16 protein-coding genes and 1 pseudogene are annotated in these 22040 nt (G+C 63.6%); all 17 read left to right on the top strand.

What is annotated here, in order from left to right; genetic code table 11:
• The first annotated feature begins 15 nt into the window (after window positions 1-15).
• On the top strand, window positions 16-498 hold the full coding sequence (gene tssE, locus ACOKS3_RS14130) for a type VI secretion system baseplate subunit TssE (protein ID WP_422763948.1): 483 nt from the start codon (window positions 16-18) through the stop codon (window positions 496-498).
• A complete protein-coding gene (gene tssF / locus ACOKS3_RS14125; RefSeq protein WP_422763947.1) occupies window positions 498-2330 on the top strand; it encodes a type VI secretion system baseplate subunit TssF in 1833 nt (610 codons plus the stop codon). Before tssE ends, tssF begins: the two co-directional genes overlap by 1 nt.
• Entirely contained in the window at window positions 2294-3364 is a 1071-nt protein-coding gene (gene tssG, locus ACOKS3_RS14120; RefSeq protein ID WP_422763945.1) for a type VI secretion system baseplate subunit TssG, read from the top strand. Before tssF ends, tssG begins: the two co-directional genes overlap by 37 nt.
• Window positions 3361-5958 carry a type VI secretion system ATPase TssH gene (gene tssH, locus ACOKS3_RS14115; protein ID WP_422763944.1) on the top strand — a complete coding sequence of 866 codons (2598 nt, stop codon included), beginning with the start codon at window positions 3361-3363 and terminating at the stop codon, window positions 5956-5958. The genes tssG and tssH overlap by 4 nt, the downstream gene beginning before the upstream one ends.
• 83 nt (window positions 5959-6041) lie before the next feature.
• On the top strand, window positions 6042-6764 hold the full coding sequence (gene tssJ, locus ACOKS3_RS14110) for a type VI secretion system lipoprotein TssJ (RefSeq protein WP_422763942.1): 723 nt from the start codon (window positions 6042-6044) through the stop codon (window positions 6762-6764).
• A complete protein-coding gene (gene tssK, locus ACOKS3_RS14105; protein WP_422763941.1) occupies window positions 6761-8104 on the top strand; it encodes a type VI secretion system baseplate subunit TssK in 1344 nt (447 codons plus the stop codon). Before tssJ ends, tssK begins: the two co-directional genes overlap by 4 nt.
• Window positions 8101-8814, top strand: coding sequence for a type IVB secretion system protein IcmH/DotU (gene icmH / locus ACOKS3_RS14100; RefSeq protein WP_422763940.1), 714 nt, complete (start codon window positions 8101-8103; stop codon window positions 8812-8814). The genes tssK and icmH overlap by 4 nt, the downstream gene beginning before the upstream one ends.
• A 21-nt stretch (window positions 8815-8835) precedes the next feature.
• Window positions 8836-12747, top strand: a complete 3912-nt coding sequence (locus ACOKS3_RS14095) for a type VI secretion protein IcmF/TssM N-terminal domain-containing protein (protein ID WP_422763939.1) — start codon at window positions 8836-8838, stop codon at window positions 12745-12747.
• A gap of 34 nt (window positions 12748-12781) precedes the next feature.
• Window positions 12782-13702 (top strand): type VI secretion system-associated protein TagF, encoded by a 921-nt coding sequence (gene tagF, locus ACOKS3_RS14090; RefSeq protein WP_422763938.1) that lies wholly within the window; start codon window positions 12782-12784, stop codon window positions 13700-13702.
• Entirely contained in the window at window positions 13702-16194 is a 2493-nt protein-coding gene (gene tssM / locus ACOKS3_RS14085) for a type VI secretion system membrane subunit TssM (protein WP_422763937.1), read from the top strand. Before tagF ends, tssM begins: the two co-directional genes overlap by 1 nt.
• A gap of 107 nt (window positions 16195-16301) precedes the next feature.
• Window positions 16302-16820: an Hcp family type VI secretion system effector gene (locus ACOKS3_RS14080; RefSeq protein ID WP_028687575.1), complete on the top strand. Its 519-nt coding sequence runs from the start codon at window positions 16302-16304 to the stop codon at window positions 16818-16820.
• 101 nt (window positions 16821-16921) lie between these two features.
• A complete protein-coding gene (tssA, locus tag ACOKS3_RS14075) occupies window positions 16922-18016 on the top strand; it encodes a type VI secretion system protein TssA (RefSeq protein ID WP_422763936.1) in 1095 nt (364 codons plus the stop codon).
• A 35-nt stretch (window positions 18017-18051) separates the two neighbouring features.
• Window positions 18052-18306, top strand: a complete 255-nt coding sequence (locus tag ACOKS3_RS14070; protein WP_145192806.1) for a PAAR domain-containing protein — start codon at window positions 18052-18054, stop codon at window positions 18304-18306.
• An 11-nt stretch (window positions 18307-18317) separates the two neighbouring features.
• Window positions 18318-19439 (top strand): hypothetical protein, encoded by a 1122-nt coding sequence (locus ACOKS3_RS14065; RefSeq protein ID WP_422763935.1) that lies wholly within the window; start codon window positions 18318-18320, stop codon window positions 19437-19439.
• Window positions 19439-19849: a hypothetical protein gene (locus ACOKS3_RS14060; RefSeq protein ID WP_422763934.1), complete on the top strand. Its 411-nt coding sequence runs from the start codon at window positions 19439-19441 to the stop codon at window positions 19847-19849. The genes ACOKS3_RS14065 and ACOKS3_RS14060 overlap by 1 nt, the downstream gene beginning before the upstream one ends.
• Before the next feature lie 113 nt (window positions 19850-19962).
• Window positions 19963-20760 (top strand): hypothetical protein, encoded by a 798-nt coding sequence (locus ACOKS3_RS14055; RefSeq protein WP_422763933.1) that lies wholly within the window; start codon window positions 19963-19965, stop codon window positions 20758-20760.
• A gap of 35 nt (window positions 20761-20795) precedes the next feature.
• Window positions 20796-21923 (top strand): annotated as a pseudogene (locus ACOKS3_RS14050) (type VI secretion system Vgr family protein); the annotation flags it as partial.
• Window positions 21924-22040: the final 117 nt, after the last annotated feature.

The raw sequence follows: 22040 nt of genomic DNA, 5'->3' as shown, positions 1-22040 counted from the left end.
AGGCGCCATTCACCCATGAGCCGTAACTATCAATTAGTGCCAACACTGTTGGATCGTTTGCTTGATGACACCCCTCATCAGGCAAGCGAGGCGGTTTCCAGGCGGCTGTGCTCCCTGGCCGATTACAAGGCAAGCCTGATCCGCGACTTGGAAGTGCTGGTCAACACCCGTCAGTGCATGGTCGCCGAGCGCCTCGGTGGCCATGCGCATCTGGCCGGCACCATCCTCGAATACGGCATGCCCGACTTCACCAGCAAGGGCGTGCTCAACCCCGAGGACCGGCGCCTGATCCAGGCCCAACTGGAGCGTGCCATCACCGTCGGCGACAAGCGCTTTCGTGCCGTACGCGTTCAACTGATGACCCAGCAAGTAGGCCACCGCATGCTGACCTTCCGGGTCGATGCCGTGCTGCATCTGCAGGACGCCACACGCCAGGTTTCGTTCGACGCCGTACTGCAGATCAATACCCAAGAATACAAAGTGCAGAACCTCAACTGATGCTCGACGATCTGCTGCCCTACTACGAAAAGGAACTCTCGCACCTGCGCTATCTCGGCCAGGAGTTTGCCCGCGAGTACCCGAAAATTGCCTCGCGCCTGCTGATCGAGGGGGACAACTGCGAAGACCCCCATACCGAACGCCTGATCGAAGCGTTTTCGTTCCTTTCCGCGCGCATCCACAAGAAACTCGATGACGAGTTTCCGGAAATCGTCGAAGCCTTCCTCGAGGTGCTGTACCCGCATTACCTGCGCCCGACCCCGACGCTGTCGATTGCCGAGTTTTCTGCCGGCAACCGTTCGCCTTTGGCGGCTCGATACGATATCGCCCGCCATACCGAAGTCGCCTCACGCAGTGTCGAGGGCGTTGCCTGCCGATTCCGCACCTGCTACCCGGTGCAACTGTGGCCCGTGGCGGTGCAGGACGCCTCGTTCAGCGAACTTGAACGTTCGGTATTCAACGGCCACAGTGCCGACCTCGTGGCGCACCTGAAAATCGGCCTGGTCGCCACCACCGACCTGCACTTCGGCCAGCTCGACATCCACGCGCTGCGTTTCTTCCTCGACGGTGAAAGCACGCTGATGCTGCAGCTCTACGAGCTGCTGTTCAACAACCTGGCCAAGGCCACCGTCAGCTTCAACGAAAACGGCCAGCGTCGGGAGATCGGCCTGCCGGCCGATGCCTTGCAGGCCGTCGGTTTCGAACAGGATGACGGCCTGGTGGATTATTCGGCGCGTTCGTTTGCCGGGTACCGATTGCTGCACGATTACTTCACCTTCCCCGACAAGTTCATGTTCTTCGACATTGGCGGGCTCAAGCGAGGCCTGGCAGGTCGTGACGTCCAGGCCATCGAGCTGAATTTCTACTTCTCCCACTTCGAACTCGGCGAGCGCCTGGTACGCCTGGCGCAGAACCTGGGGCGGCACAACTTCAAACTCGGCTGCACACCGATCATCAACCTGTTCAAGCAGCAGGCCGAACCGATCAAGCTGACCCATACCCAGCATGAATACCCGGTCACCCCGGATGTGCGCCTGCAGGGCAACGCCGAAGTGGTGTCAATCGACCGTGTGCAACGCGTACGCAAGCTCGGTGGCCGCGACAAGGTCAGCGAGTGCAGCCCGTTCTTCGAGCCACGTGGCGAGCTCGGCCCGGATGCCTGCTACTGGATCGGCCGCCGCCAGCCATCACGACGCGGCAGCCAGAGCGGCACGGACATGGTGATCCGCGTGGTTGACCGGGAACTGGACCTGATCGACAGCAGCAGCGATACCCTCAGCATTGCCCTCACCTGCAGCAACCGCGACCTGCCGCAACTGCTCAGCTATGGCGGCAGCCAGAGTGACCTGAGCCTCGACCAGGACAGCGTGGTCGACACCATCCGCCTGTTGCGCAAACCCACTGCCACCGCGCGCGTACCACTGGGTGACGGCCTGATCTGGCGGCTGATCTCGCACCTGTCGCTGAACCATATGTCAATGGTGGCGCAGGGCAAGGAAGTGCTGCAGGAAATGCTCAGCCTCTACAACTACCGGCGCGGGTTGGCTGTGCGCAAACAGATCGGCGGCATCCTGTCGATCAAGAGCGAACCGGTCGTCGCCCGCATCGGCCACCCACGGCCAAACTTCGTTCGCGGCGTGGGCATCACCCTGGAGCTCGACGAGAGCCAGTACATCGGCAGCGGCGTGTTCCTGTTCGGCAAGATTCTGGACCATTTTTTCGGCCAGTACTGCACCGTCAACAGCTTTACCCAACTGACCCTACGAACCCGCCAGCGGGAAAAGAGTATCGTAAAATGGCCACCCAGAACCGGCGATCAGCCACTGGTTTGATCGACCAGGCGCGTGCCCAGCCCTACCGGTTCGAATTCTTCCAACTGGTGCGGCTGCTGCGCCTGCACTACAGCAGAGCGGGACGTATCGACCCGGAAACCCGGCCGCATGACGATCCGCTGCGCTTTCGTTCGCAGCTGTCGCTGGCGTTCCCGGTCAGCGAAGTGAGCGAGCTGAAATTTGAGCGCGCCGAACGCACCAACGCAAACGATCAACCATTGTCCGAGGTGCAGGTCACCTTCATGGGCCTGGTCGGCCCTTCCGGGGTGCTGCCACGGCCGTATACCGAGCTGCTGATCAATCGCCACGTCCAGCACCGCGACGATGCCGCGCACGCGTTCATGGACCTGTTCTCCCACCGCATGGTCGCGCAGTTCTACCAGGCCTGGCAGAAGTACAAGTTTCACATCGAGCACGAACGCAAAGGCAGTTCGGACTTCGAGCGCTACCTGCTGAGCATGGTGGGCTTTGGCGAGCAGGCGCGTCAGCGCAAGTTCACTAGCAAAGATTCGGGCCTGCGCCACGAACTGTTCAGCTACTTCGCCGGCTTGTTCAGCCAGCGTCCGCGCAACCCGCAGAACCTGCAGGCCATGCTCAGCTTCTATTTCGCCCTGCCCTTCACCCTGCGCCCGTTTGCCGGGCGCTGGCTGAAACTCGAACCTGAGCAATGCACGCGCCTGGGGCGGCAGAACGCCCAACTGGGGCAGAGCAGCGTGATTGGCAACCGCGTGTGGGACTACCAGTCGTGCGTGCGGATCGAAATCGGCCCGCTGGAGCTGGCTGACTACCAGCGCTTTCAGCCCGGCACCGAGGACTACCACAAGCTGGTGGAGCTGGTGCGCTTCTACCTCGGCCCCAGCCTGGACTTCGAACTGGCACCAAAACTCAAGCCCGAGGCTGTGCCGGTCGCCCGCCTGGGACGTGAAGGCGGTGTGGCTCTCGGCTGGCTGGGCTGGCTGAAGCGCCCTGGCAGCCAGGTCGAACCTGCGCGCTGCGGCATTTTTAGTATTCCTTTTGATGGGGTCTCGCTGTGAACCTTAAGTCACTGTTTGCCAAGCTCAACGACACCTGCCGCGGCGCCACGGAAAGCGCAGCCGCGCTGTGCCTGGCCGAGCGTCACTACGAAGTGGACATCGAGCACATGCTGCTGCAACTGCTCGAAGGCGATGACAACGACCTGCTGCCCGTGCTGCGCCACTACGATGTAGTAGTCGAGCGGTTGCAATCACAGCTGGCCGACGCCCTGCAGGGCTTCAAGACCGGCAATACCCGCACCCCGGCGTTGTCGCCGCACATCACCCAGCTGATCGAGCGCGCCTGGGTGCTGGCCTCGATCGAATACGGCACCAGCCAGATTCGCAGTGGCTACCTGCTGCTGGCCCTGCTCGATGACGCTGACCTGCGTCGCCTGCTGCTGGCCAGCGCGGCAGAGCTGGACAAGATCAACGTCGACGACCTGCGCGCCAACCTCCAGGCCTTGACCAGCGCCAGTGGCGAATCCCAGCAGGCCACGGCTTTGCCAGCCGACGCCAGCGGCCCTGCCCCACTGCGTGGCGCGGGCAAGACGCCAGCGCTGGACCAGTACACCGTCGACCTGACTCGCAATGCCCGCGAAGGCCGGATCGACCCGGTACTGGGGCGTGAGTTCGAGGTTCGGCAAATGGTCGACATCCTCACCCGCCGCCGGCAGAACAACCCGATCCTCACCGGCGAAGCCGGGGTCGGCAAAACAGCCGTGGTCGAAGGCCTGGCGTTGCGCATCGCCCAGGGCGAGGTGCCGGAGCCGCTCAAGGGCGTTGCCATCCATACCCTCGACCTGGGCTTGCTGCAAGCCGGTGCCGGCATCAAGGGCGAGTTCGAGAACCGTCTCAAATCGGTGATCGAGGAAACCAAGCGCAGCGTGCACCCGATCATCCTGTTCATCGACGAAGCCCATACCCTGATCGGCTCCGGTGGCCAGGCTGGGCAAAACGATGCCGCCAACCTGCTCAAGCCGGCACTGGCACGTGGCGAGCTGCGCACCATCGCTGCCACTACCTGGGCCGAGTACAAGAAGTACTTCGAAAAAGACGCCGCCCTAGCCCGTCGCTTCCAGGTGGTCAAGGTCGAAGAACCTGAGGAAGACCAGGCCATCTACATGCTGCGTGGCCTGCTGGAAAAGATGCAGAGCCACCACCGGGTAGCGGTGATGGACGATGCGCTGGTCCAGGCCGTACGCCTGTCCAGTCGCTACATCACCGGTCGGCAGCTGCCGGACAAAGCCGTCAGCGTGCTCGACACGGCCTGCGCCCGGGTTGCCCTGGGCCAGACCTCGCAGCCCGGCCGCCTTGAAGACTGCCTGCGTCTGGTCGACAACCTGCGCACCGAGATCGACCTGCTGGAACAGGAACAAAGCAAGGGCAGCGACCACCAGCGCCGCCTCGCGCAACTGCACGAACAGGTCGAACAGGCTGGCCAACGCCAGCAGAGCCTGGAGCAGCAGTGGCAGCGCGAGCTGGAACTGGTCAAGCAGATCCATGCCTTGAGCGAGGCCAGTGACAGCGACCACCGCGCGGCCTTGGCCGAACTGCGGGTGCAACTGGCCGATGTCCAGGGTGAGGAACCGCTGGTCCATGCCCTGGTCGATGGTGCCACCATCGGTGAAGTGATTTCCGGCTGGACTGGCATTCCCCTGGGCAAAATGCTGCGCGACGAGATCGACACCGTGCAGCGTCTGCCAGCGCTGATGGCCGAGCGCGTGCTGGGCCAGGACCATGCCCTGCACGAGATCGGCAAGCGCATCAAGATTTCCCGGGCGCGCATGGAAGACCCGAACAAGCCGATCGGCGTGTTCCTGCTGCTTGGCCCCAGCGGGGTCGGCAAGACCGAGACCGCGCTGGCCCTGGCCGACACCCTGTACGGTGGCGAGCGTAATGTCATCACCATCAACATGTCCGAATACCAGGAAGCGCACACCGTCTCCAGCCTCAAGGGCTCGCCCCCCGGCTATGTCGGCTACGGCGAAGGTGGCGTGCTGACCGAAGCGGTACGGCGCAAGCCTTACAGCGTGGTGCTGCTCGACGAGGTGGAAAAAGCCCACCCGGACGTACTCGAACTGTTCTTCCAGGTGTTCGACAAAGGCGTGCTGGACGATGGCGAAGGGCGCGAGATCAACTTCCGCAACACCGTGATCATCCTTACTTCCAACGTCGGCACCGATCACATCATGCGCACCTGCCTGGGTGCCGAACAGGTACCGGCACCGGCACAGCTGGTCGACGACCTGCGTGACCAGCTCAACGGCGTGTTCAAGCCGGCCTTCCTCGGCCGCCTGAGCATCGTCCCCTATTACCCGGTGCAGGACGCCATCCTCGAGCGCATCGTCGGCCTCAAGCTGGAACGCATCCGTCAGCGTTTCGAGCGTAATCACCAGGCCCAGTTGCACTTCAGCCCGGCGCTGGTGCCGGCGATTGCCGCGCGTTGCACCGAGGTCGACAGCGGGGCGCGCAACATCGACAACATCCTCTCGGGCAGCCTCATGCCGGAGCTGGCCGAACAGGTACTGGCACGCATGGCCGAAGATCAGCCGATCAACAGCCTGCGCATCGACCTGGATGAAGCCGGCGGCTTCGCCTACAGCCTGGCGTGAAGGTGCGGCCGTTGACGCAAGGACCCTCAGCAGCGCCCCGGGGCACCCGGGCGCTGCAAGAACAAGATTTCAGGAGCAGGACAATGGGCAGGTTACTGGGTGTACTGATCATGGCTTCGGCGCTTTGTGCCTGCGGCATCACTGACCGCGTCGGCAAGCGCGTCGACGACACCTGGGCAGGCGACATGCTGTTCAGCAGCGACGAAAAAGTCGTCCTGATCATCGACGGCGGCAATCAGCTGAACCCGGACGTGGCCGGCACACCGCTGTCGGTGGTGGCGCGCGTCTACCAGCTGACCAGCCTTGATCGCTTCATCACCAGCAATGCCGACACCCTTCTCGACCACCCTGAGCAAGCGCTGGGCGAGACCGTGCTGGATACCCGCGAAACCGTGGTGCTGCCAGGTATCGGCAGCGTCCAACAGTGGCCGCTGGCCAAGCAGGCACGGTATGTCGCCGTGGCCGCGTTCTTCCGCGACGAAAGCGGCGGGCGCTGGAAGATGGCCTTCAATGCCGACGCCTTCCGCAAGGACGGCATCTTCTTCTCGTCCGAGGGCGGGCGAGTGTTGCTCGACCTCAACCAGATCACCGCCGAGCGTGGCCAGGATGTACTCCAGCTCCCGGCCCAGCAAGCCATCGCCACCTTGCAGCCTGCGCAGCCGCTGGAAACAGAGCCGACCGTCACCCAGCAACTGCAGGCCAAGGCGTTGGACGCTGCCCAGCAGGCCGCTGGCGATGCCGCCGAGCAATCGGCCAAGAAAGCCATGACCAATGTGTTCGACTCAGCACTGGAAGGTATCCAATGAGCAACAAGAGCCGCGTGATGTGGTCGGAGGGCATGTTCCTCCTGCCCCAGCACTTCCAGTATCAAGACGAGTTCCACCAGCACCAGCTGGCCCAGGCGACCTTACGCTCGTCCCCCTTCCACTGGGGGGTGCAGGCGCTCGAAGTCGATGAACAGGCACTGAGTAGTGGCGTGCTGCAACTCAACCGCCTGCACATGGTGTTCCCTGATGGCTCGGTGTTCGACGCCCCACAGCATGACCCGCTGCCTGCTGCGCGTGACCTCAAGGAGGTGTTGCAGGGCTCCGGACTGAAGGTGTATGCCGCACTCAAGCTGGCAGAGCCATACAGTGCCAACTACCTGGAAGAAGGCGCCGAGCGCAAAGGTGCGCGCCGCTACCGCAAAGCCTTCGCCACGCTGCCCGACCTCAACGAAGGCGACCTGGAGAACGAAATCACCAGCCTGCGCCTGAACGTGGTGCTGCTGGTCGATGGCGATGCACTGGATGGTTACAGCTACTGCCCGCTGCTGCACCTGCAGCGCAATAACGTCAACGCGTTCAGCGTCGACAGCCAGTTCGTCCACCCGGCCTTGCACCTGGGCGCCCACGAAACCCTGCTGACCATCGCCCAGCGCTTGTTGGCGCTGCTGCAGAGCAAGAGCGAGACCTTGTCCGGGCGCCGCCGCGAACGCGCCGACCAGATCGCCGAGTTCGGCTCCAGCGACGTCAGCCTGTTCTGGCTGCTGTACACCGTTAACCGTGCCTATCCGGGCCTTGCGCACCTGCTGCAACACCCGCGCCTGCACCCGGAGCAGCTTTATCGCTTCCTCGCCGAGCTGGCCGGCAGCCTGCTGACCTTCTCACTCAATGCACGCCTGGACGATATCCCGGCCTACGACCATCAGGATCCGGCCGCTTCGCTGCTCAAACTCGACCGCCTGGTGCGCGAGCTGCTCAACAGCGTGGTGCCGAACCAGTACATCCCGATTCCGCTGGACCAGACCCGTTCGTCCTACTACGTCGGCCGCCTCAACGACCCGCGCCTGGTCGACGCCGACTTCTACATCTCGGTGCACGCCGACATGCCCGGTGCCCAGGTGCTGGAGCTGGTACCGCGGGCCTTCAAGGTCGGCTCGCCGGAAGACATCGAAGTGGTCGTCAACACCGCCATGCCGGGGGCCACGCTCAACCACTGCGTGCGCACGCCCAATGCGATCCCGGTGCGCCTGGACAACCAGTACTTCGCGATCGAACCCCACGGACGGGTGTATGAACGCATGATGAGCGCCCACGCCATCGCCTTCTACGTCCCTAGTGCCTTCAAGAACCTCAAGCTCGAACTGATGGCGGTGCTCAAATGACTGTTGCCGTAATGCCAGGCGGCGTGACCGCCGTCGAACAACCTTCCACCCTCAAGGCCATGGTCAAGGACTTCCTGACCATGGCGCTGATGATCCGCCGCGGCAACAAGGTGGTCGACGTGCAGCGCCTGCGTGCCGGCGTCGACGAGTTCTTCCCGGCCCTGGAGCGCGATGCCCGCCGTGCCAACTACAGCGTCGAGCAGGTCAAGGACGTGCAGTACGCGCTGTGCGCCTTCCTCGACGAAAGCGTGCTGAACGCTGGCCCCAGTGAAATCCGCAACCAGATAGAGATCAACCCGCTGCAGTTCCAGTATTTCGGCGTGCATCTGGCCGGCCAGGGTTTCTTCGACAAGCTCGAAGCCCTGCGCACCGACGTCAAGCGCAACCTCGACGTGCTGGAGGTGTACCACCTGTGCCTGGCTCTGGGCTTCGAAGGCAAGTACAGCCTCGAACAGAAAGACCAACTGCGTTACATCGCCAATACCTTGGGCCAGGACATCGCCCGCCACCACCCGCCACGCAAGGCTCTGGCGCCGCAGTGGGCGCTGCCGGACCAGGTGTCGCAAATGCTGCGCTACGAAGTGCCGCTGTGGTTGTACCTGGTGTTCATCGCGCTGGTCTGCGGGGCGGTCTACCTGACCCTCGACTGGTTGCTGGGCAAGGAAGTCGCCGCGTTGGCGGAGCAGGTCCGCCGGCTGTTCGGCGTTTAACTCGGGTACGGTCAGGAAGACATGAAAGCACTACTGCGCTGTTTGAAAAATTTCTGGTTTGCCTTGGCACTGGTCTGGGCCATCGGCCTGCTGGCCTGCTGGTTCGCCTTGCCGCGCTGGCAGTTCACGCCTGAGCAGGTGTATGTGGCGATGACGCTGTTCAGCGCCGTGTGCCTGTTGTTGATCGTGTTGCGCCAGTACCGTCGTATTCGCGCCGAGCAGAACATCGAGAATCTGGTGCAGCTGGAAGTCGACCGCTCGCTGGGCGCCGAAGGCGAGTTCCGCGACCAGCACGTGTTGCGCGAACGCCTGAAACACGCCATCGCCATGTTGCGTTCGGCGCGCTCGGCCGGTGGTGGCGGTGCCTCGGCACTGTCCGACCTGCCCTGGTACCTGGTGATCGGCATGTCGGCCTCGGGCAAGACCTCGCTGCTGACCCGCTCCGGGCTCTCGGCCTCGATCGCCGGGGCCCAGGCCAGCGGCTTCGACAGCGGCACCCAGCACTGCGACTGGTACTTCAGCCCCGAAGCGGTGCTGATCGACACCGCTGGCCGCTACCTGCGCGATGACGCCTCGGCCAGCGAGTTCGCTTCGTTTCTCAAACTACTGCGCAAGCAGCGCAGCAAGCCTGCGGTGAACGGCCTGGTGCTGGTGGTGAGCCTGCCGGAAATCATCTGCGCCACCGTGGCCGAGCGTGAAGCCATGGCGGCGCGCCTGGTCAGCCGCATCGACGAATACAGCGAGTGCCTGGGGGTGAACCCGCCGCTTTACCTGATGCTCAGCAAGACCGACCTGCTGCCAGGCTTCAACCAGGCCTTCGAAGGGCTGGACAATGCCCAGCGCCAACAACCGCTGGGCATGACCTTCCCGCTCGCCGAAGTGCGCCACAAAGGCCTGCGCAGTGTCGCCGAAGCCCGCTTCGCCCAGCTGCTGGGCAGCCTGCGCGAACATGTCGAGCACCAGGTGATCGCCGCCGGCAACAGCGCCAACGTCGAGCTGCTGCAGTTCCCCAGCTACTTCGCCGAGCTGTCGAGTGTGCTGGGTGGTTTCCTCGAACAGTTCGAGCGCACCGCCGACGGTCGTACACCGCCGATCGTACGTGGCGTTTACTTCACCAGCGCGCTGCAGACCGACGAACAGCTGCCACCGGTCTACGAAGAGGCCCTGGGCGCGCATTACGCCCTGCAGCCCAGCGAGCGCCCGGCCTCGAGCAAACCGGCCAGCAAGATTGGCGACAAGAGCTTCTTCATTACCGAAACCTTCCGCCAGGTGGTGTTCCCCGACCGCAACCTGAGCCTGTACTACTCGCGCCAGGGCCGCACCCGCGCCCTCACCCCTGCCCTGGCCGGCGCTGCCGCGCTCGCCGGTGTTGCCCTGCTGGCCTGGGAAGGCGTGTCGTTCCACAACAACCGCCAGGTGCTGGCCACCATCGGTGGCGAGCTGAGTGAACTGGAACAGGCCCCCGACCAGGCCGAACGCCTGGCATCCGGGCAAGCCATGGAACAGTTGCGCCATTACCTCGGCCAGTTCGAAGGCTACGACAGCGAGGGTGTGCCGCTGGCATTGGGCGCCGGCCTGTACAGCGGTGCCGAACTGCTCAGCCCGCTGCGCCAGGCCTACCTGCAGCAACTGCGCACCCAGGCCCTGGAGCCGATCGGCAAGCAGCTGCAAGTGCAACTGCGTGCGCTCAACCAGTTCGCCGAAACCGTCGACCGCACGCCGCTGGCCGACACCAGCAAGCGCCGCGCGGCGAAAGCCCAGGCAGCGGATACCGCGCCGGGCAAAAGCGTCAAAGTGTTCAAGGCACCGACTGCTGCCGCACTGGCCACCAACGTTCCACGCAGTGGTGCGCAACTGGCCGGCCAAGTGCAGGCCGCTGCCAGCGAAGCTGGCCAGGCTGGCCGCCGCCGCGCACTCGATGCGCTGCATGAAAAGGCCCGCTCGGTGTCCAGCGCCGACCCGTCCGAAGACACCGCCCTGACCGCCGGCCTGTCGCTGTCCGAGGACAGCCTCGGACGCCTCAGCGAGCAGCAGGTGGCGTCGGTGATCGAAGCCTACAGCGCGCTGAAGCTGTACCTGATCCTGACCCGCCCGCAAGAGCACCCGGACGCCGACTTCGTCTCCGCCGAACTGCCCCGCGCCTGGGCTCAGGCCGCCCAGGCCCAGGGCCATGACGTCGAGCCGGCGCTGGTCGAGGCCAACAGCGCCCTGTACGTGCGCTACCTGCAGCAAGGCACGGCACCGGCACTGCGCCGCAACGAGCAACTGATCAGCGATGCCCGCCAGAGCCTGCGTTCGTTCATGATCGCCAGCTCCCTGGTCGATCGTGAGTATCTGCGCCTGCAACTGGAATCCGGCCGCCAGTACCCGAACCTGACCCTGGCCGACATGGTCCCGGCCACCAGCCGCAACCAGCTGTTCTCCGCCGAAGCCGTGCCGGCCTTCTACACCCGCCAGGGCTGGGAAGAGTTTGTGCAGCCAGAGCTGATCAAGCTGCTCTCGGGCGACTTGCGCAACGACAGCGACTGGGTGCTCGACGGCGAAGGCGGCAATGGCCTGGTGCAGAAAGCCAACTTCATGCGCGAGTTGCTGGCCCGCTACAAAGCCGACTACGCCGAAGCCTGGTTCAACCTGCTCGAAGGTGTTGGCGTGCGTCACTTCACCGACATGGCCAACGCCAACGAGCGCCTGGCAGTGCTCAGCGACGTGCAGAACTCACCGGTCAAGAGCCTGCTGGCTGCCGTCAACCACAACACCGACTGGGACCTGCCCAAGCAAGCATCCGCCTCCCCAGCCGGCGCGGCTGAAGACAGCTTCTGGAGCAGCATCAAGGGCGCCTTCAGCAGCCAGGGCGCCGCGGTGGAGAACGTAGTCGCGCAACTGCCGCGCGTCGATGACGGCAGCCTGGCCAAGCGCTTTGAACCGGTCTCGCGGCTGTTCGCCGCGCAGAATGCCGAAGGTGCCGACAGCACCGTGATGGACCGCTACCTGGCCGCACTGCGCAAACTCAAGGTGCGCCTGAGCAACATCCAGCGCTCGCAGGACGTTGGCAAGAACAGCAAGCTGCTGATCAGCGAAACCCTCGAGGGCCAGCCGTCGGAAGTTACCCTGGTGCGCAATTACGTCGAGACCAGCGTCGACACGTCGGCCGGCAAGCTGTCCGGCGCCCTGCTGCGCTTGTTCAATTCGCCGCTGCAGTACACCTGGGAAACCTTGCGCGACCCGGCCGGGCAACAGATCGCCAAAGCCTGGGCACAGGACGTGGCACGCCCGTGGCAGCAGGTCATGGCGCACCGCTACCCGATCGTCGCCGACAGCAACAACGAAGCCTCGGTCAAGGACCTGCAGCGTTTCGTCGACCCCGAAAGCGGCCTCCTGCCGGCTTTCAAGCGCAATGAAATCGGCAACCTCGCCGGTGGCGAAGGCCTGGGCATGGGCACTGGCAACAGCACCAGCCCACTGGTGAACACGAAAATGGTCGACAGCATCGACAAGGCCAGCTCGGTTGGCCAGGTGATCGCCAGCCTCTCGGACCGCGAGAACGGCTTCGAGATCATGCTCGAACCCTCTGCGCGCTACACCGACATCATCTTCACCCTCGACGGCCAGGAGCAGCACTACCGCAACGGCCGCACCAGCTGGAACCGCTTCGCCTGGCCAGGCAGCAACAACGCCCCGGGCGCACGCCTGGAAGTGGTCACCCTGGAAGGCCAGCGCATCACCGTGTTCGACTACCCCGGCCGCTGGGGCCTGCTGAAGATGAACGACAGTGCCCGGGTCAGCGACCTGGACACCGTGCAGCAGCGCTTCACCTGGCAGTCGGTGGCCGGCCCAGTGAGCCTGGTGGTGCGCAACTATGGCGGCGTGAAGATGACCGACCTGGCCCAGGTCAAGGCACTCAGCGTGCTCAACGACAGCGCACGGGTGAACTGATGCTGACCCTCACCCTGACAGGGGCGCCCGGCCAATGATCGGATGTTTCGGCAAAGTCCCGGCCAGCGCCGACTTCGTCAGCCTCAACGGCGCCTTGCCAGAGGTATGCGAATTCGACCTGTGGCTGCAGAACGGCCTTGGCCGCATGCAGGCGCAGGCCGACTGGCGCGAGCGTTTCGATGCCTTGCCGGTGTGCTTCTTCTGCTACCGCAGCCGCGCCGGGCAGTGGCTGCTCGGCGGCTTCATCAGTTCGCGCGATACCAGTGGCCGGCGCTACCCGTTCATGGTGTTCCAGAGCATCCGCATGGACCACGATGCGCGCTTCGTCAGCCCGCACATCCTCTGCGAGCTGTTCGCCGGGCAGATCAAGCCGTTGCTCATGCAGGCCGCCCAGGGCGCCGACATGACCGAACTGTTCGAGCGGATCAAGGCCATGCGCGGCTGGACCGCCCAGGACCTGGACCTGTATCGCCGGGTGCACGAGAAGTTTCTTCACGACTTCAACCTGCGCGATGTCGCCCGGCCGCTGCGCCACAGCTACCCGGAGTTCGACACCCAGGCCGGCATGGCCAGCCTGTATCGCCTGCGCGCCGCCCTGCAGCAAGCGCACACAGCGCCAATCTGCCTGCCGCTACCGGCCCAGAGCGGCCTCAAGCGCCCCATGGCCGACCTTTGGTGCACGCTGCTGTCGCGCCTGCGCGGCAGTGCCGGCATGCCCGACGTCAGCGTGCTGGTGGACAACTTCATGCGTCCCGGGCTGCTGTGCTTCGCCTCCCGTGGCAGTGACGAGATCTACCGGCTGCTGACCGGCATTGCCGACAGCAGCGAGCGGCATGACCTGCTGGACCCTTTGCCGTACCCATCGACCGGCAGCCCCCTGGCGCTGCCAGCCGATGACCTGGCCCTGAACGATTTCATAGAGCGCTTCGCCAGCGCGCGGGACGAACAGTATTGATGAACAGGCTCAAGTACTACTTCTTCAAATATCAGCCGTACGTGCTCGGCGTGGTGTTTTTCCTGGCCATCTTCCTGGTCTGGGCGGCCGGCATCGCGCTGGGCTTTGCCTCGCTCTCCAGCCTGCTGGCCGGCATCGGCGTGTTCGTGCTGCTGTCTGCCCTGTATGTATTGCTGATGTACCGCGGCGTATCGCAGCACCATGACCTGCAGGCGCTGCTGCGCGAGGACGCCGACCAGGCGGTGCTCAACGCCAACCCGCAGGACCGCGAAGAAGTCAGCCTGCTGCGCGAGCGCCTGCTGCAGAGCATCGAGCGCCTGCAAGGCAGCAGCAAAGGCGGTGCCAACAAGGATGCGCTGTATGCCCTGCCCTGGTACCTGGTGATCGGCCAGCCGGCTTCGGGCAAGAGCACCATGCTCTACCAGTCCGGCCTCACCTTCCCTTACGCCGAGCGTGAAGGCGCACGGGTCGCTGGCCTCGGCGGCACACGCAACTGCGACTGGTTCTTTAGCTCCGAGGCGGTGCTGCTCGACACGGCCGGCCGCTACATGGACAACCAGGAAGAAGCCGGCAAGTGGCGCGCCTTCCTCGGCCTGCTGCGCCAGCACCGCCAACGCCGCCCGTTGAACGGCCTGATCGTCGCGGTCAGCATCGAAGACATCCTGCACGCCGGAGCCGATGGCCGCGAGCGCCTGGCCAAACGCCTGCGCGAACGCATCCAGGAAGCCCATGAGCTGCTGGAACTGCGCCTGCCGATCTATCTGGTGTTCACCAAGTGCGACCTGTTGCCGGGCTTCACCCACTTCTACCACCAGCTGGACGCCCACTCGCGGGACGAAGTGATGGGCAAGACCTTCAGCCACGAGGGCTTCGAACAGTCCGACTGGAGCACACGCTTTGCCACCGCCATGAACGAGCTGGTCGGGCACTGGCAGGCGCTGGCCGACCAGCAACTGCTGCAGCAGGACATCCAGCTGACCCGTCGCGATCCGGCCGCCTACCGCTTGCCGCTGGAGCTGGCGGCGCTCAAGCCGCTGCTCAACACCTTCGTTGCCGATCTGCTGCGGGCCAACCCGTACCAGGGTGCCGAGCTGCTGCGTGGTTTCTATTTCACCAGCGCCCTGGATGCCGACGAACCGGCCCATGGCCGCTATGCCAGCGAGGTCCGCGAGCGTTTCGCCCTGGCGGCGCCGAGCAAGGACGCTGCGGCAATCAGCCAGGCCGAGCCGTTGTTCATCGCCAGCCTGTTCCGCAAGGTGATCATCCCCGACCAGCATCTGGTGGCGCTGTACACCAGCAACCGCCGCGAACACCGCCGCAAGGCCGGCTGGGTCGGCGCGGCGAGCCTGGCCGGCCTGCTGCTGTGCCTGGCCTGGGGCTGGTCGTACAGCAACAACAAGGCGGCGATCCAAGCCGTGGCGGCCAACCTCGACAGCGCCCGCCAGCAGGATGCCGCCGCCCGCCAGCAGTACACCGCCTGGCACAGCCTGGACCAGTTGCGCCAGGCTGCCGCCGAGCTGTATGCCCGCCACCATGGCGAAGGCGTACCGCTGAGCATGCGCATGGGCCTGTACAGCGGCCACGACATCGAGCCGTTCGTGCGCCAGGCGTACTTCGCACAGCTGGAAAAGGTCATGCTCAAGCCCACGGCCGACAACCTGACCCGTTCGCTATACCTGCTCAGCAGCATCAAGATCTACCAGCGCAACGCCTCGCGCCTGGAGACCGTCAGCGGTATCGACAGCGTCGAGCCACGGGCCCTGCCGGTGGACAACCGTGCGCAGTCGGTGGCGACCTTCGGCCAGACCACCCTGGACACCTACCTGATGCTGTCCAAGGCACAGCGTGAGCAAGCCCAGCCGGCGGTGCTCAAGGCGCGCATCCCGGATTTCTGGTACCCGGCCATCTCCAAGCAGGTGCCGCGCCCGGCCGGGCAGTCGGCACAAGACTTCGGAGAGGGTGAGGACTACCAGTTCGCCGGGCGCCAGATCGCCTTCTACAGCGACCAGATCCACGAAGAAGATGTGCCGCGCATCCTCAACAACGCGTTCCTGGTGTCCAGCTCGCGCAACTACATCAACAGCCTGCTGACCCGCTCGCTGCGCGCCATCGAGACCATCACGCTGGAGTCCGACACCCTGTTCGCCTTCGGCCGCGCCGACTTCCAGAGCCTGGAAGCCGCCGGCCAGCGTCAGCTAAGCAGCATCGCCAACAAACTGCTGAACACCCCCAACGTCGGCAAGATCGTGATCACCGGCCATGCCGACCAGCTCGGCGACCGGCAGAGCAACCTGCAGGTTTCGCGGCAACGTGCGCAAACCATCAAGACCTACCTGGTGGGCAAGGGCCTGCCGGCAGAACTGGTCGATGCGGTGGGCGAAGGCAGCAACAAACCCCTGGTGCGCTGCAACATGCAAGCGCCGCGCGCCGAACTGATTCAGTGCCTGGAACCCAACAGGCGCGTCGAGATCGAGGTCCGGGCACTTGATTAATGCACGGTCTCAACACGACGCCTGCGGCTGCTCCGCAGGGGTCACACTCAGGGCAGGTCCAAGTACTGGATCAAGGAAGCCCTTTATACCTATGGAGAAAAGTAAAAATGGCATTTGACGCTTACCTCAAGATTGACGGCATCCCAGGCGAAGCTCTGGATGACAAGCACAAGGACTGGATCGAAGTACTGGGCTACCAGTATGGCGCTACCCAGGCGACCTCGGCGACCGCCAGCTCCTCCGGTGGCGCTTCGTCCGAACGTGTCAATCTGAGCGACTTCACCATCCGCAAGTACGTCGACAAAGCCTCTGCCAAGGCCTTCGAAGCGTGCTGCAAAGGCCAGCACATCAAGGAAGTGGTGCTGAACGTGAACCGTGCCGGTGGTGACAAGGTGACCTACCTGACCATCACCCTGGAAGAAGTCGTGATCTCCTCGGTCAACTTCCTCGGCAACCTGCCGCTGGATGGCGAAGCCAAGGCCGAAAGCGACCTGCCGATGGAAGAGATCAAGTTCAACTTCTCGCGCATCAAGACCACCTACACCCAGCAGAAGCGTTCCGATGGCGCGGGTGGCGGCAAGGTCACTGGCGGTTGGGACCGTTCGCTGAACAAGGTCTACTCCTGAGCCTGACCTGAGCTGGCGCCGATAACGGCCAGCTCGCCAGAGGGTCCCGTGCCTGCAAGGGCACGGTGACCTTCCTTTCACCTTTGCACACAGAGCCGTCCATGCACGACATTCTTGACGACCTTTCGCTGTCTGCCCTGCGTACCCCGATTGACGGTGGCGCCGGCGAGGACCTGAGTTTTTCCAGCCTGTTCGATCAGATCAAGGAAGCGCGCCGCGCCGATCCTGAATACTTGACCCAGGGCGACTGGCAGACAGACCTCAAGCAGGCCGACTGGGAGCAGGTGATTCAGCTGGCAGCCACCGGCCTCACCGAGCAAAGCAAGGACCTGATGCTGGTGGCCTGGCTGAGTGAAGGCCTGGCCCACAGGAAGCAGTTTCCGGGCATCCGTTTTTCCCTGGCGGTGGCGCAAGCGCTGCTGGAAGATTTCTGGGACACGCTCTACCCCTCCCTCGACGAGGGCGTGGACGAGCGTGCTACCCGTCTGGCATGGCTGACCACCACGCTGACCGAGGTGGTCCGCACCTTGCCGATCACCCAAGGGCAAGGCTATAGCCTGCTCAAGTATGAAGAGTCGCGTCAGGTCGAGAACCTGGCCCGGCAAAACCCGTCGGCCATGCACCAGGCCCTGGAAGAAGGCAAGATCAACGCCGAACTGTTCCAGCGTTCGGTGGTACTGACCGACACCGAGCACCTGCACACCAGGTACGCGCAGATCAGTGAGTGCCTGGCTGCCTGCCAACAGCTGCAAGCCACCGCCGATGCCGCATTCGGTCATGACGCGCCGAGTTTTCTCGCCCTCAACGATGTACTGGTGCACGCTCGGCAACTGGTCGAACGCCTGCTCAAGGAGCGCGGTGTGGAGCTGGCACAAGCACCAGGGGCGTCGGCCGAAGAGACCGCGCAGCCCGAACGGCCGGCAGCAGCGGGGACGCTCCCGGCCGCTGCACAGCGTGGCGACAATGCGCCGTTGCGAACCGTGCCGCTGAACCGTGAAGAAGCCTTCACCTTGCTCCAGGGCGTGGCGCAGTTCTTCAAGCAGACCGAGCCGCACAGCCCGGTGCCGTACCTGGTGGAACGCGCCATCAAGTGGGGCAACATGCCGCTGGAATCCTGGCTCAACGATGTGATCAAGGACAGCAGCGTGGTCGACGGTATTCGCGATGTACTTGGCACTTTGCAACCTCGTGACTGATTTGTGGTCCTAGCCGGCTGAAAAGGAGTTTCGACATGCGCCCCATCATTCTCTTGAACGACCCCACCGACCGCGGCGGCATGGTCGTGCAGGCCTCCTCCTCGACCCTGGTCAACGGCCGTGCCGTGGCCAGGCTCGGAGACAAGGTGATGTGCCTGCACGGTGCCTGCGTGATCGCCAGCGGCGACACCACCACCTTGGTCGACGGCATGCCGGTAGCCCGCCATGGCGACAAGACCGCCTGCGGCTCCAGCCTGATCGCCACCAACAGCGACACCGGAATACTGTAAGGACTGCCAGCATGTTGAAACCCTTCGCCCAGGGCCATCGCTCGTTGTGGGACGTGATCGGCGAACGCCGCGAGCAGGCGCAGCGCCTGGCGCCACCGCCACGCCCGCGCGCCGAGTACGACACCACCCGCATCGGCGTCAGTGATGCCTGGCTGTGGCTGCCCAATCTGACCCCGGCCGAGGCCAAGGCAGGCAAGGCGCTGGGCAAGGTCAACGCCGACTTCGAGCACGATCCGCGGCTGGTAACCCCGGCCGGTCATCGCCACACCGTGCGGCGCATTCGCGCAGGCAGCGCGCGTGCCGAAGTCAGGATCTTGCCCAGGGCCCTGCAGTTGTTGCACGCCATGCTTGGCCAGTGGCACGACTTCGCCGGCAGCCTGGACTGGGACCAGACCCAGGTGGTGGTGTTCGCCCCCTCCGGCATAGACGCCGACCCCTGGCTGGATGCGCTGCTCGAAGCTTGGCCGTTCGACTACTTGCCCGGCCACGGCTTTAGCGCCCCCGAGCAGACGTTCGCCACCTGGTTGCCCTGGGCCCAATGCAACGAGCTGGAAGCCGCCAATCTGCTGTGTATAGGCATCGACAGCTGGGTCACGGTGGACCGCGCCGGTAGCGTTAAAGGCGAGCGCATGGCCGGTGAAGCGATTGCCGTGCTCAACCTGCAACGCATCGACCTGGCCAACCCCGAGGGCAATGCGCGCTGGCAATTGCGAGCTGCGGTGAGCCACGACCATGGGCCACGGGCGCAGCTGTCGCGCAAAGGCTGCGGCGGCCTGGAGCAGGTGAGCGAGCAGCTGTGCGAACAGGCCGGCATTGCCTTGACCGATGTGAAAGGCCTGGTTACTGACGGCCACCACGACGACAACCGCCTGGAGCACCTGTACCAGTTGCTCGACACCCACCTGCCCGACTGCGACATGCAGCAACACGTGATTGGCCATGCCCTGCTCGCGGGTGAATACGCGCCGGGCATCAGCGAAATGAGTGCGCTGGCGCTGGCGTTGCAGGCGGCCAACAGCCTGGAAGGTGCTGTGCTGGTGCTGGATCGCCATGCATCGGCACAGACCCAAGGCTGGTTGCTGGGGCCGTTGCAGGCGGCGGTTGCCGAGCAGCGGCCGAGCGAGGGCGTTTGATGATCAAGTACGCCAGTTGTGCGTTTTTCCTGGCGCTTGCCGGGTGTGGGGACGCGAACACGAATGTGGAAAAGCCCTCCATACGGTTTGAACTGGACGCGCCTGTCGAGAATGCCTTTTCGGGTTCATCTGTGCAGTTTCAGAAGGAGTGCATGCTGCGGCTTTGCATGTACGAGTACTCGTTGACCTTCAGCGAGCCCCTTCGAGCGGACCTGGAAATTGTTTCTGACGCTGGCAGCTTAAAGTTTGACGACGTAGTCAGCACAAAGCTAACTACATTTGAAAGCGATATTGTGACTAGCGCCAACGTAACGTTAGGCGGTGTGAAACCGGACGCCGAGCACACTGAAGCCATGAAGTATCACGCCCAATGGCAGCATCGCAAACACTTACCACTACCTCATGCTTAACGAAAAAGAGCAAACGGAAAGCATCATAAAAACCATATCAACCTGGTGCGACAATGCGTAAGTTTATTCATATACTAATTTGCCTGGCGCTTTCCGGGTGCGGAGACAACGACATGAAAACAACAAGACCAACCATCAACTTCAGAATGAACGAGTCCGTACAGAAAATTTTTGACTCATCAAGTGCCCCCCTGAGCAAAGACTGCAACAGCACACTGTGCATGTATCAGTTCGACATCCCATCAAGCAGCCCTAACAAAGCAACAGTTACAATTTCTTCAGCTTCAGCCCCCTTGATTCTCGATGATGTCATCAGTGCAACCCTGAGCACTTACAAAAGCGATCAGCTGAATCATGCTTATATAACGTTGGGCGGTGTGCCATCGAACGTTCGGCACGAGCAGGCCATTGATTATTTTTACACCCTGCTGGATAAGTTGCACGCTGCAGGATGGAAAAGGTACATCCTGCCTGACGAAGCGCGCATCCCTGGCACTCAAGCGGACAAATTTGATGACCCGGACATGGTCCTTGGTACTCCAGTGAGCACAGGGCCTTGGAAGGACCCTGCACTTAAGCTCAAGAAAGAAGAATGGCTGTCACTTCCAACGTTCAGCAGCTGGTACTTCAATAAAGACGATGTTTATGTACTTCTTCGCGTGCAGAGGGAGAATAGTGCTGGTGAAGAGAAAACTCTTGGGTCTTATTTGTTCACCCTGACCTTCAGGACCGAATCTGAGTTTTACAAGGGCTTCGTAGATGATGAAGCACGAGAAAAATGGACCACCCTCCTCCCCGCCGAACTCAAACGCATGGCCCAGGAACGCGCCCAAACCGAAGCACGCCTGAAAAAAATGGGCATCGCCATCGATGAGGACTACCAGGACCCGCCCATCAAGGCCCTGGAATAACCACCCGATCAGCCCCACTCAGGAGACCCCTTGTCATGGACCTGACCTTCGGCACCCCGCTCTCGCAGAGCGGCCGCCTGCTTCAGCTGACCACCCCGTTGGGTGCCGATCAGCTGCAGGCCCTGCGCGCCCATGGCGTCGAACGCATCGGCCGTACCCCGCGCTACACCCTCGACGTGCTGGTGCAGGACACCGAGTACGACCCGGAAAAACTCATCGGCCAGCCCGTCAGCCTCGCCCTGCTCTGCGACGACGGCAGCCAGGCCCAACGCCACGGCCTGGTCGAGAGCGTACGTTACCTCGGTAGCGACGGCGGCCTGCACGACTGGCAACTGGTGTTCGCGCCCTGGTTCAGCCTGCTCGAATACCGCAGCGACTGCCGCATCTGGCAGGACAAGGCCCTGCCCGCCATTCTCGAGTCCGTGTTCGCCCAGTACGAGCAGGCCAAGGGCAACTACCGCCTCGACCTGCGCCGCGAATACGCACCGCTGTCCTACGTCACCCAGTTCAACGAGACCGATGCCAACTTCGTCCAGCGCTGGTGCGAGCTCGAAGGCATTTTCTGGTACGTCGAGCACAAGGCCGACAGCCACTGCATCGTCTTCACCGACAGCGTCGACACCCTGCCCGCGCTCGCCCCGCAACAAGTGCCGTTCCACACCCAGAGCGTGACCCAGAAGCAGGACGGCATCACCCAGTGGAGCACCGGCTCGCAACTGCTCAGCGGCAAGCTCAACTGGCGCAGCGTCGATTACCTGGCTCACAGCCAGCCGCGTGAAAGCGTGATGCCGGCCTTGCAGGCCGCCTCCGCGCCTGCCGCCCTGGAGCGTTACGAATACCAGGGCCAGTACAACTGGCAGAAACAGGAGCGCGGCGACTGGCTCAGCCGCGTGCAGATCGAACAGCACGAATCCCAGGCCCGCCGCGTCCACGGCCAGGGTGGCGTGCGCCAATTGCAGGCCGGTCGCTGGTTCGAACTGACCCAGCACCCGCTGTACGAACGCAAGGCCGCCGAGGCCCGGCAGTTCCTGCTGATCGAGGTGCAGTTCTTTGCCGAAAGCAACCTGCCCATGGCCCAGCAGCGCCGCGAAGCGCCTGGCAGCCTGGCACCACTGTTCAAGACCGTGCGCCCGGCCGACACCGACGTGACCTACGGCAACGACAACAGCAGCCCGAGCCAGGGCCCGAGCGAACAGCAACGCAACGGCGGCGACACGGCCTGGGCGATCCGCAGCGGCGGCCGCGGCAAGACGCCGGGATACCAGAAGCCACTGCTGATC

The sequence above is a fragment of the Pseudomonas sp. HS6-2 genome (genome assembly GCF_049325675.2).
Taxonomy (GTDB): Bacteria; Pseudomonadota; Gammaproteobacteria; order Pseudomonadales; family Pseudomonadaceae; genus Aquipseudomonas; species Aquipseudomonas putida_N.
Note: the sequence above shows the minus strand (reverse complement) of the source record. Positions and strands in the feature narration are given on the sequence as shown.

Bases quoted from the DNA above. Each gene is read 5' to 3' on its own strand.
- ACOKS3_RS14095 (WP_422763939.1), top strand. From the start codon at position 8,836: ATGAAAGCACTACTGCGCTGTTTGAAAAATTTCTGGTTTGCCTTGGCA.
- ACOKS3_RS14080 (WP_028687575.1), top strand. From the start codon at position 16,302: ATGGCATTTGACGCTTACCTCAAGATTGACGGCATCCCAGGCGAAGCT.
- tssE (WP_422763948.1), top strand. From the start codon at position 16: ATGAGCCGTAACTATCAATTAGTGCCAACACTGTTGGATCGTTTGCTT.
- icmH (WP_422763940.1), top strand. From the start codon at position 8,101: ATGACTGTTGCCGTAATGCCAGGCGGCGTGACCGCCGTCGAACAACCT.
- tssF (WP_422763947.1), top strand. From the start codon at position 498: ATGCTCGACGATCTGCTGCCCTACTACGAAAAGGAACTCTCGCACCTG.
- tssK (WP_422763941.1), top strand. From the start codon at position 6,761: ATGAGCAACAAGAGCCGCGTGATGTGGTCGGAGGGCATGTTCCTCCTG.
- ACOKS3_RS14070 (WP_145192806.1), top strand. From the start codon at position 18,052: ATGCGCCCCATCATTCTCTTGAACGACCCCACCGACCGCGGCGGCATG.
- tssG (WP_422763945.1), top strand. From the start codon at position 2,294: ATGGCCACCCAGAACCGGCGATCAGCCACTGGTTTGATCGACCAGGCG.
- tssJ (WP_422763942.1), top strand. From the start codon at position 6,042: ATGGGCAGGTTACTGGGTGTACTGATCATGGCTTCGGCGCTTTGTGCC.
- tagF (WP_422763938.1), top strand. From the start codon at position 12,782: ATGATCGGATGTTTCGGCAAAGTCCCGGCCAGCGCCGACTTCGTCAGC.
- ACOKS3_RS14065 (WP_422763935.1), top strand. From the start codon at position 18,318: ATGTTGAAACCCTTCGCCCAGGGCCATCGCTCGTTGTGGGACGTGATC.
- tssM (WP_422763937.1), top strand. From the start codon at position 13,702: ATGAACAGGCTCAAGTACTACTTCTTCAAATATCAGCCGTACGTGCTC.
- ACOKS3_RS14060 (WP_422763934.1), top strand. From the start codon at position 19,439: ATGATCAAGTACGCCAGTTGTGCGTTTTTCCTGGCGCTTGCCGGGTGT.
- tssA (WP_422763936.1), top strand. From the start codon at position 16,922: ATGCACGACATTCTTGACGACCTTTCGCTGTCTGCCCTGCGTACCCCG.
- ACOKS3_RS14055 (WP_422763933.1), top strand. From the start codon at position 19,963: ATGAAAACAACAAGACCAACCATCAACTTCAGAATGAACGAGTCCGTA.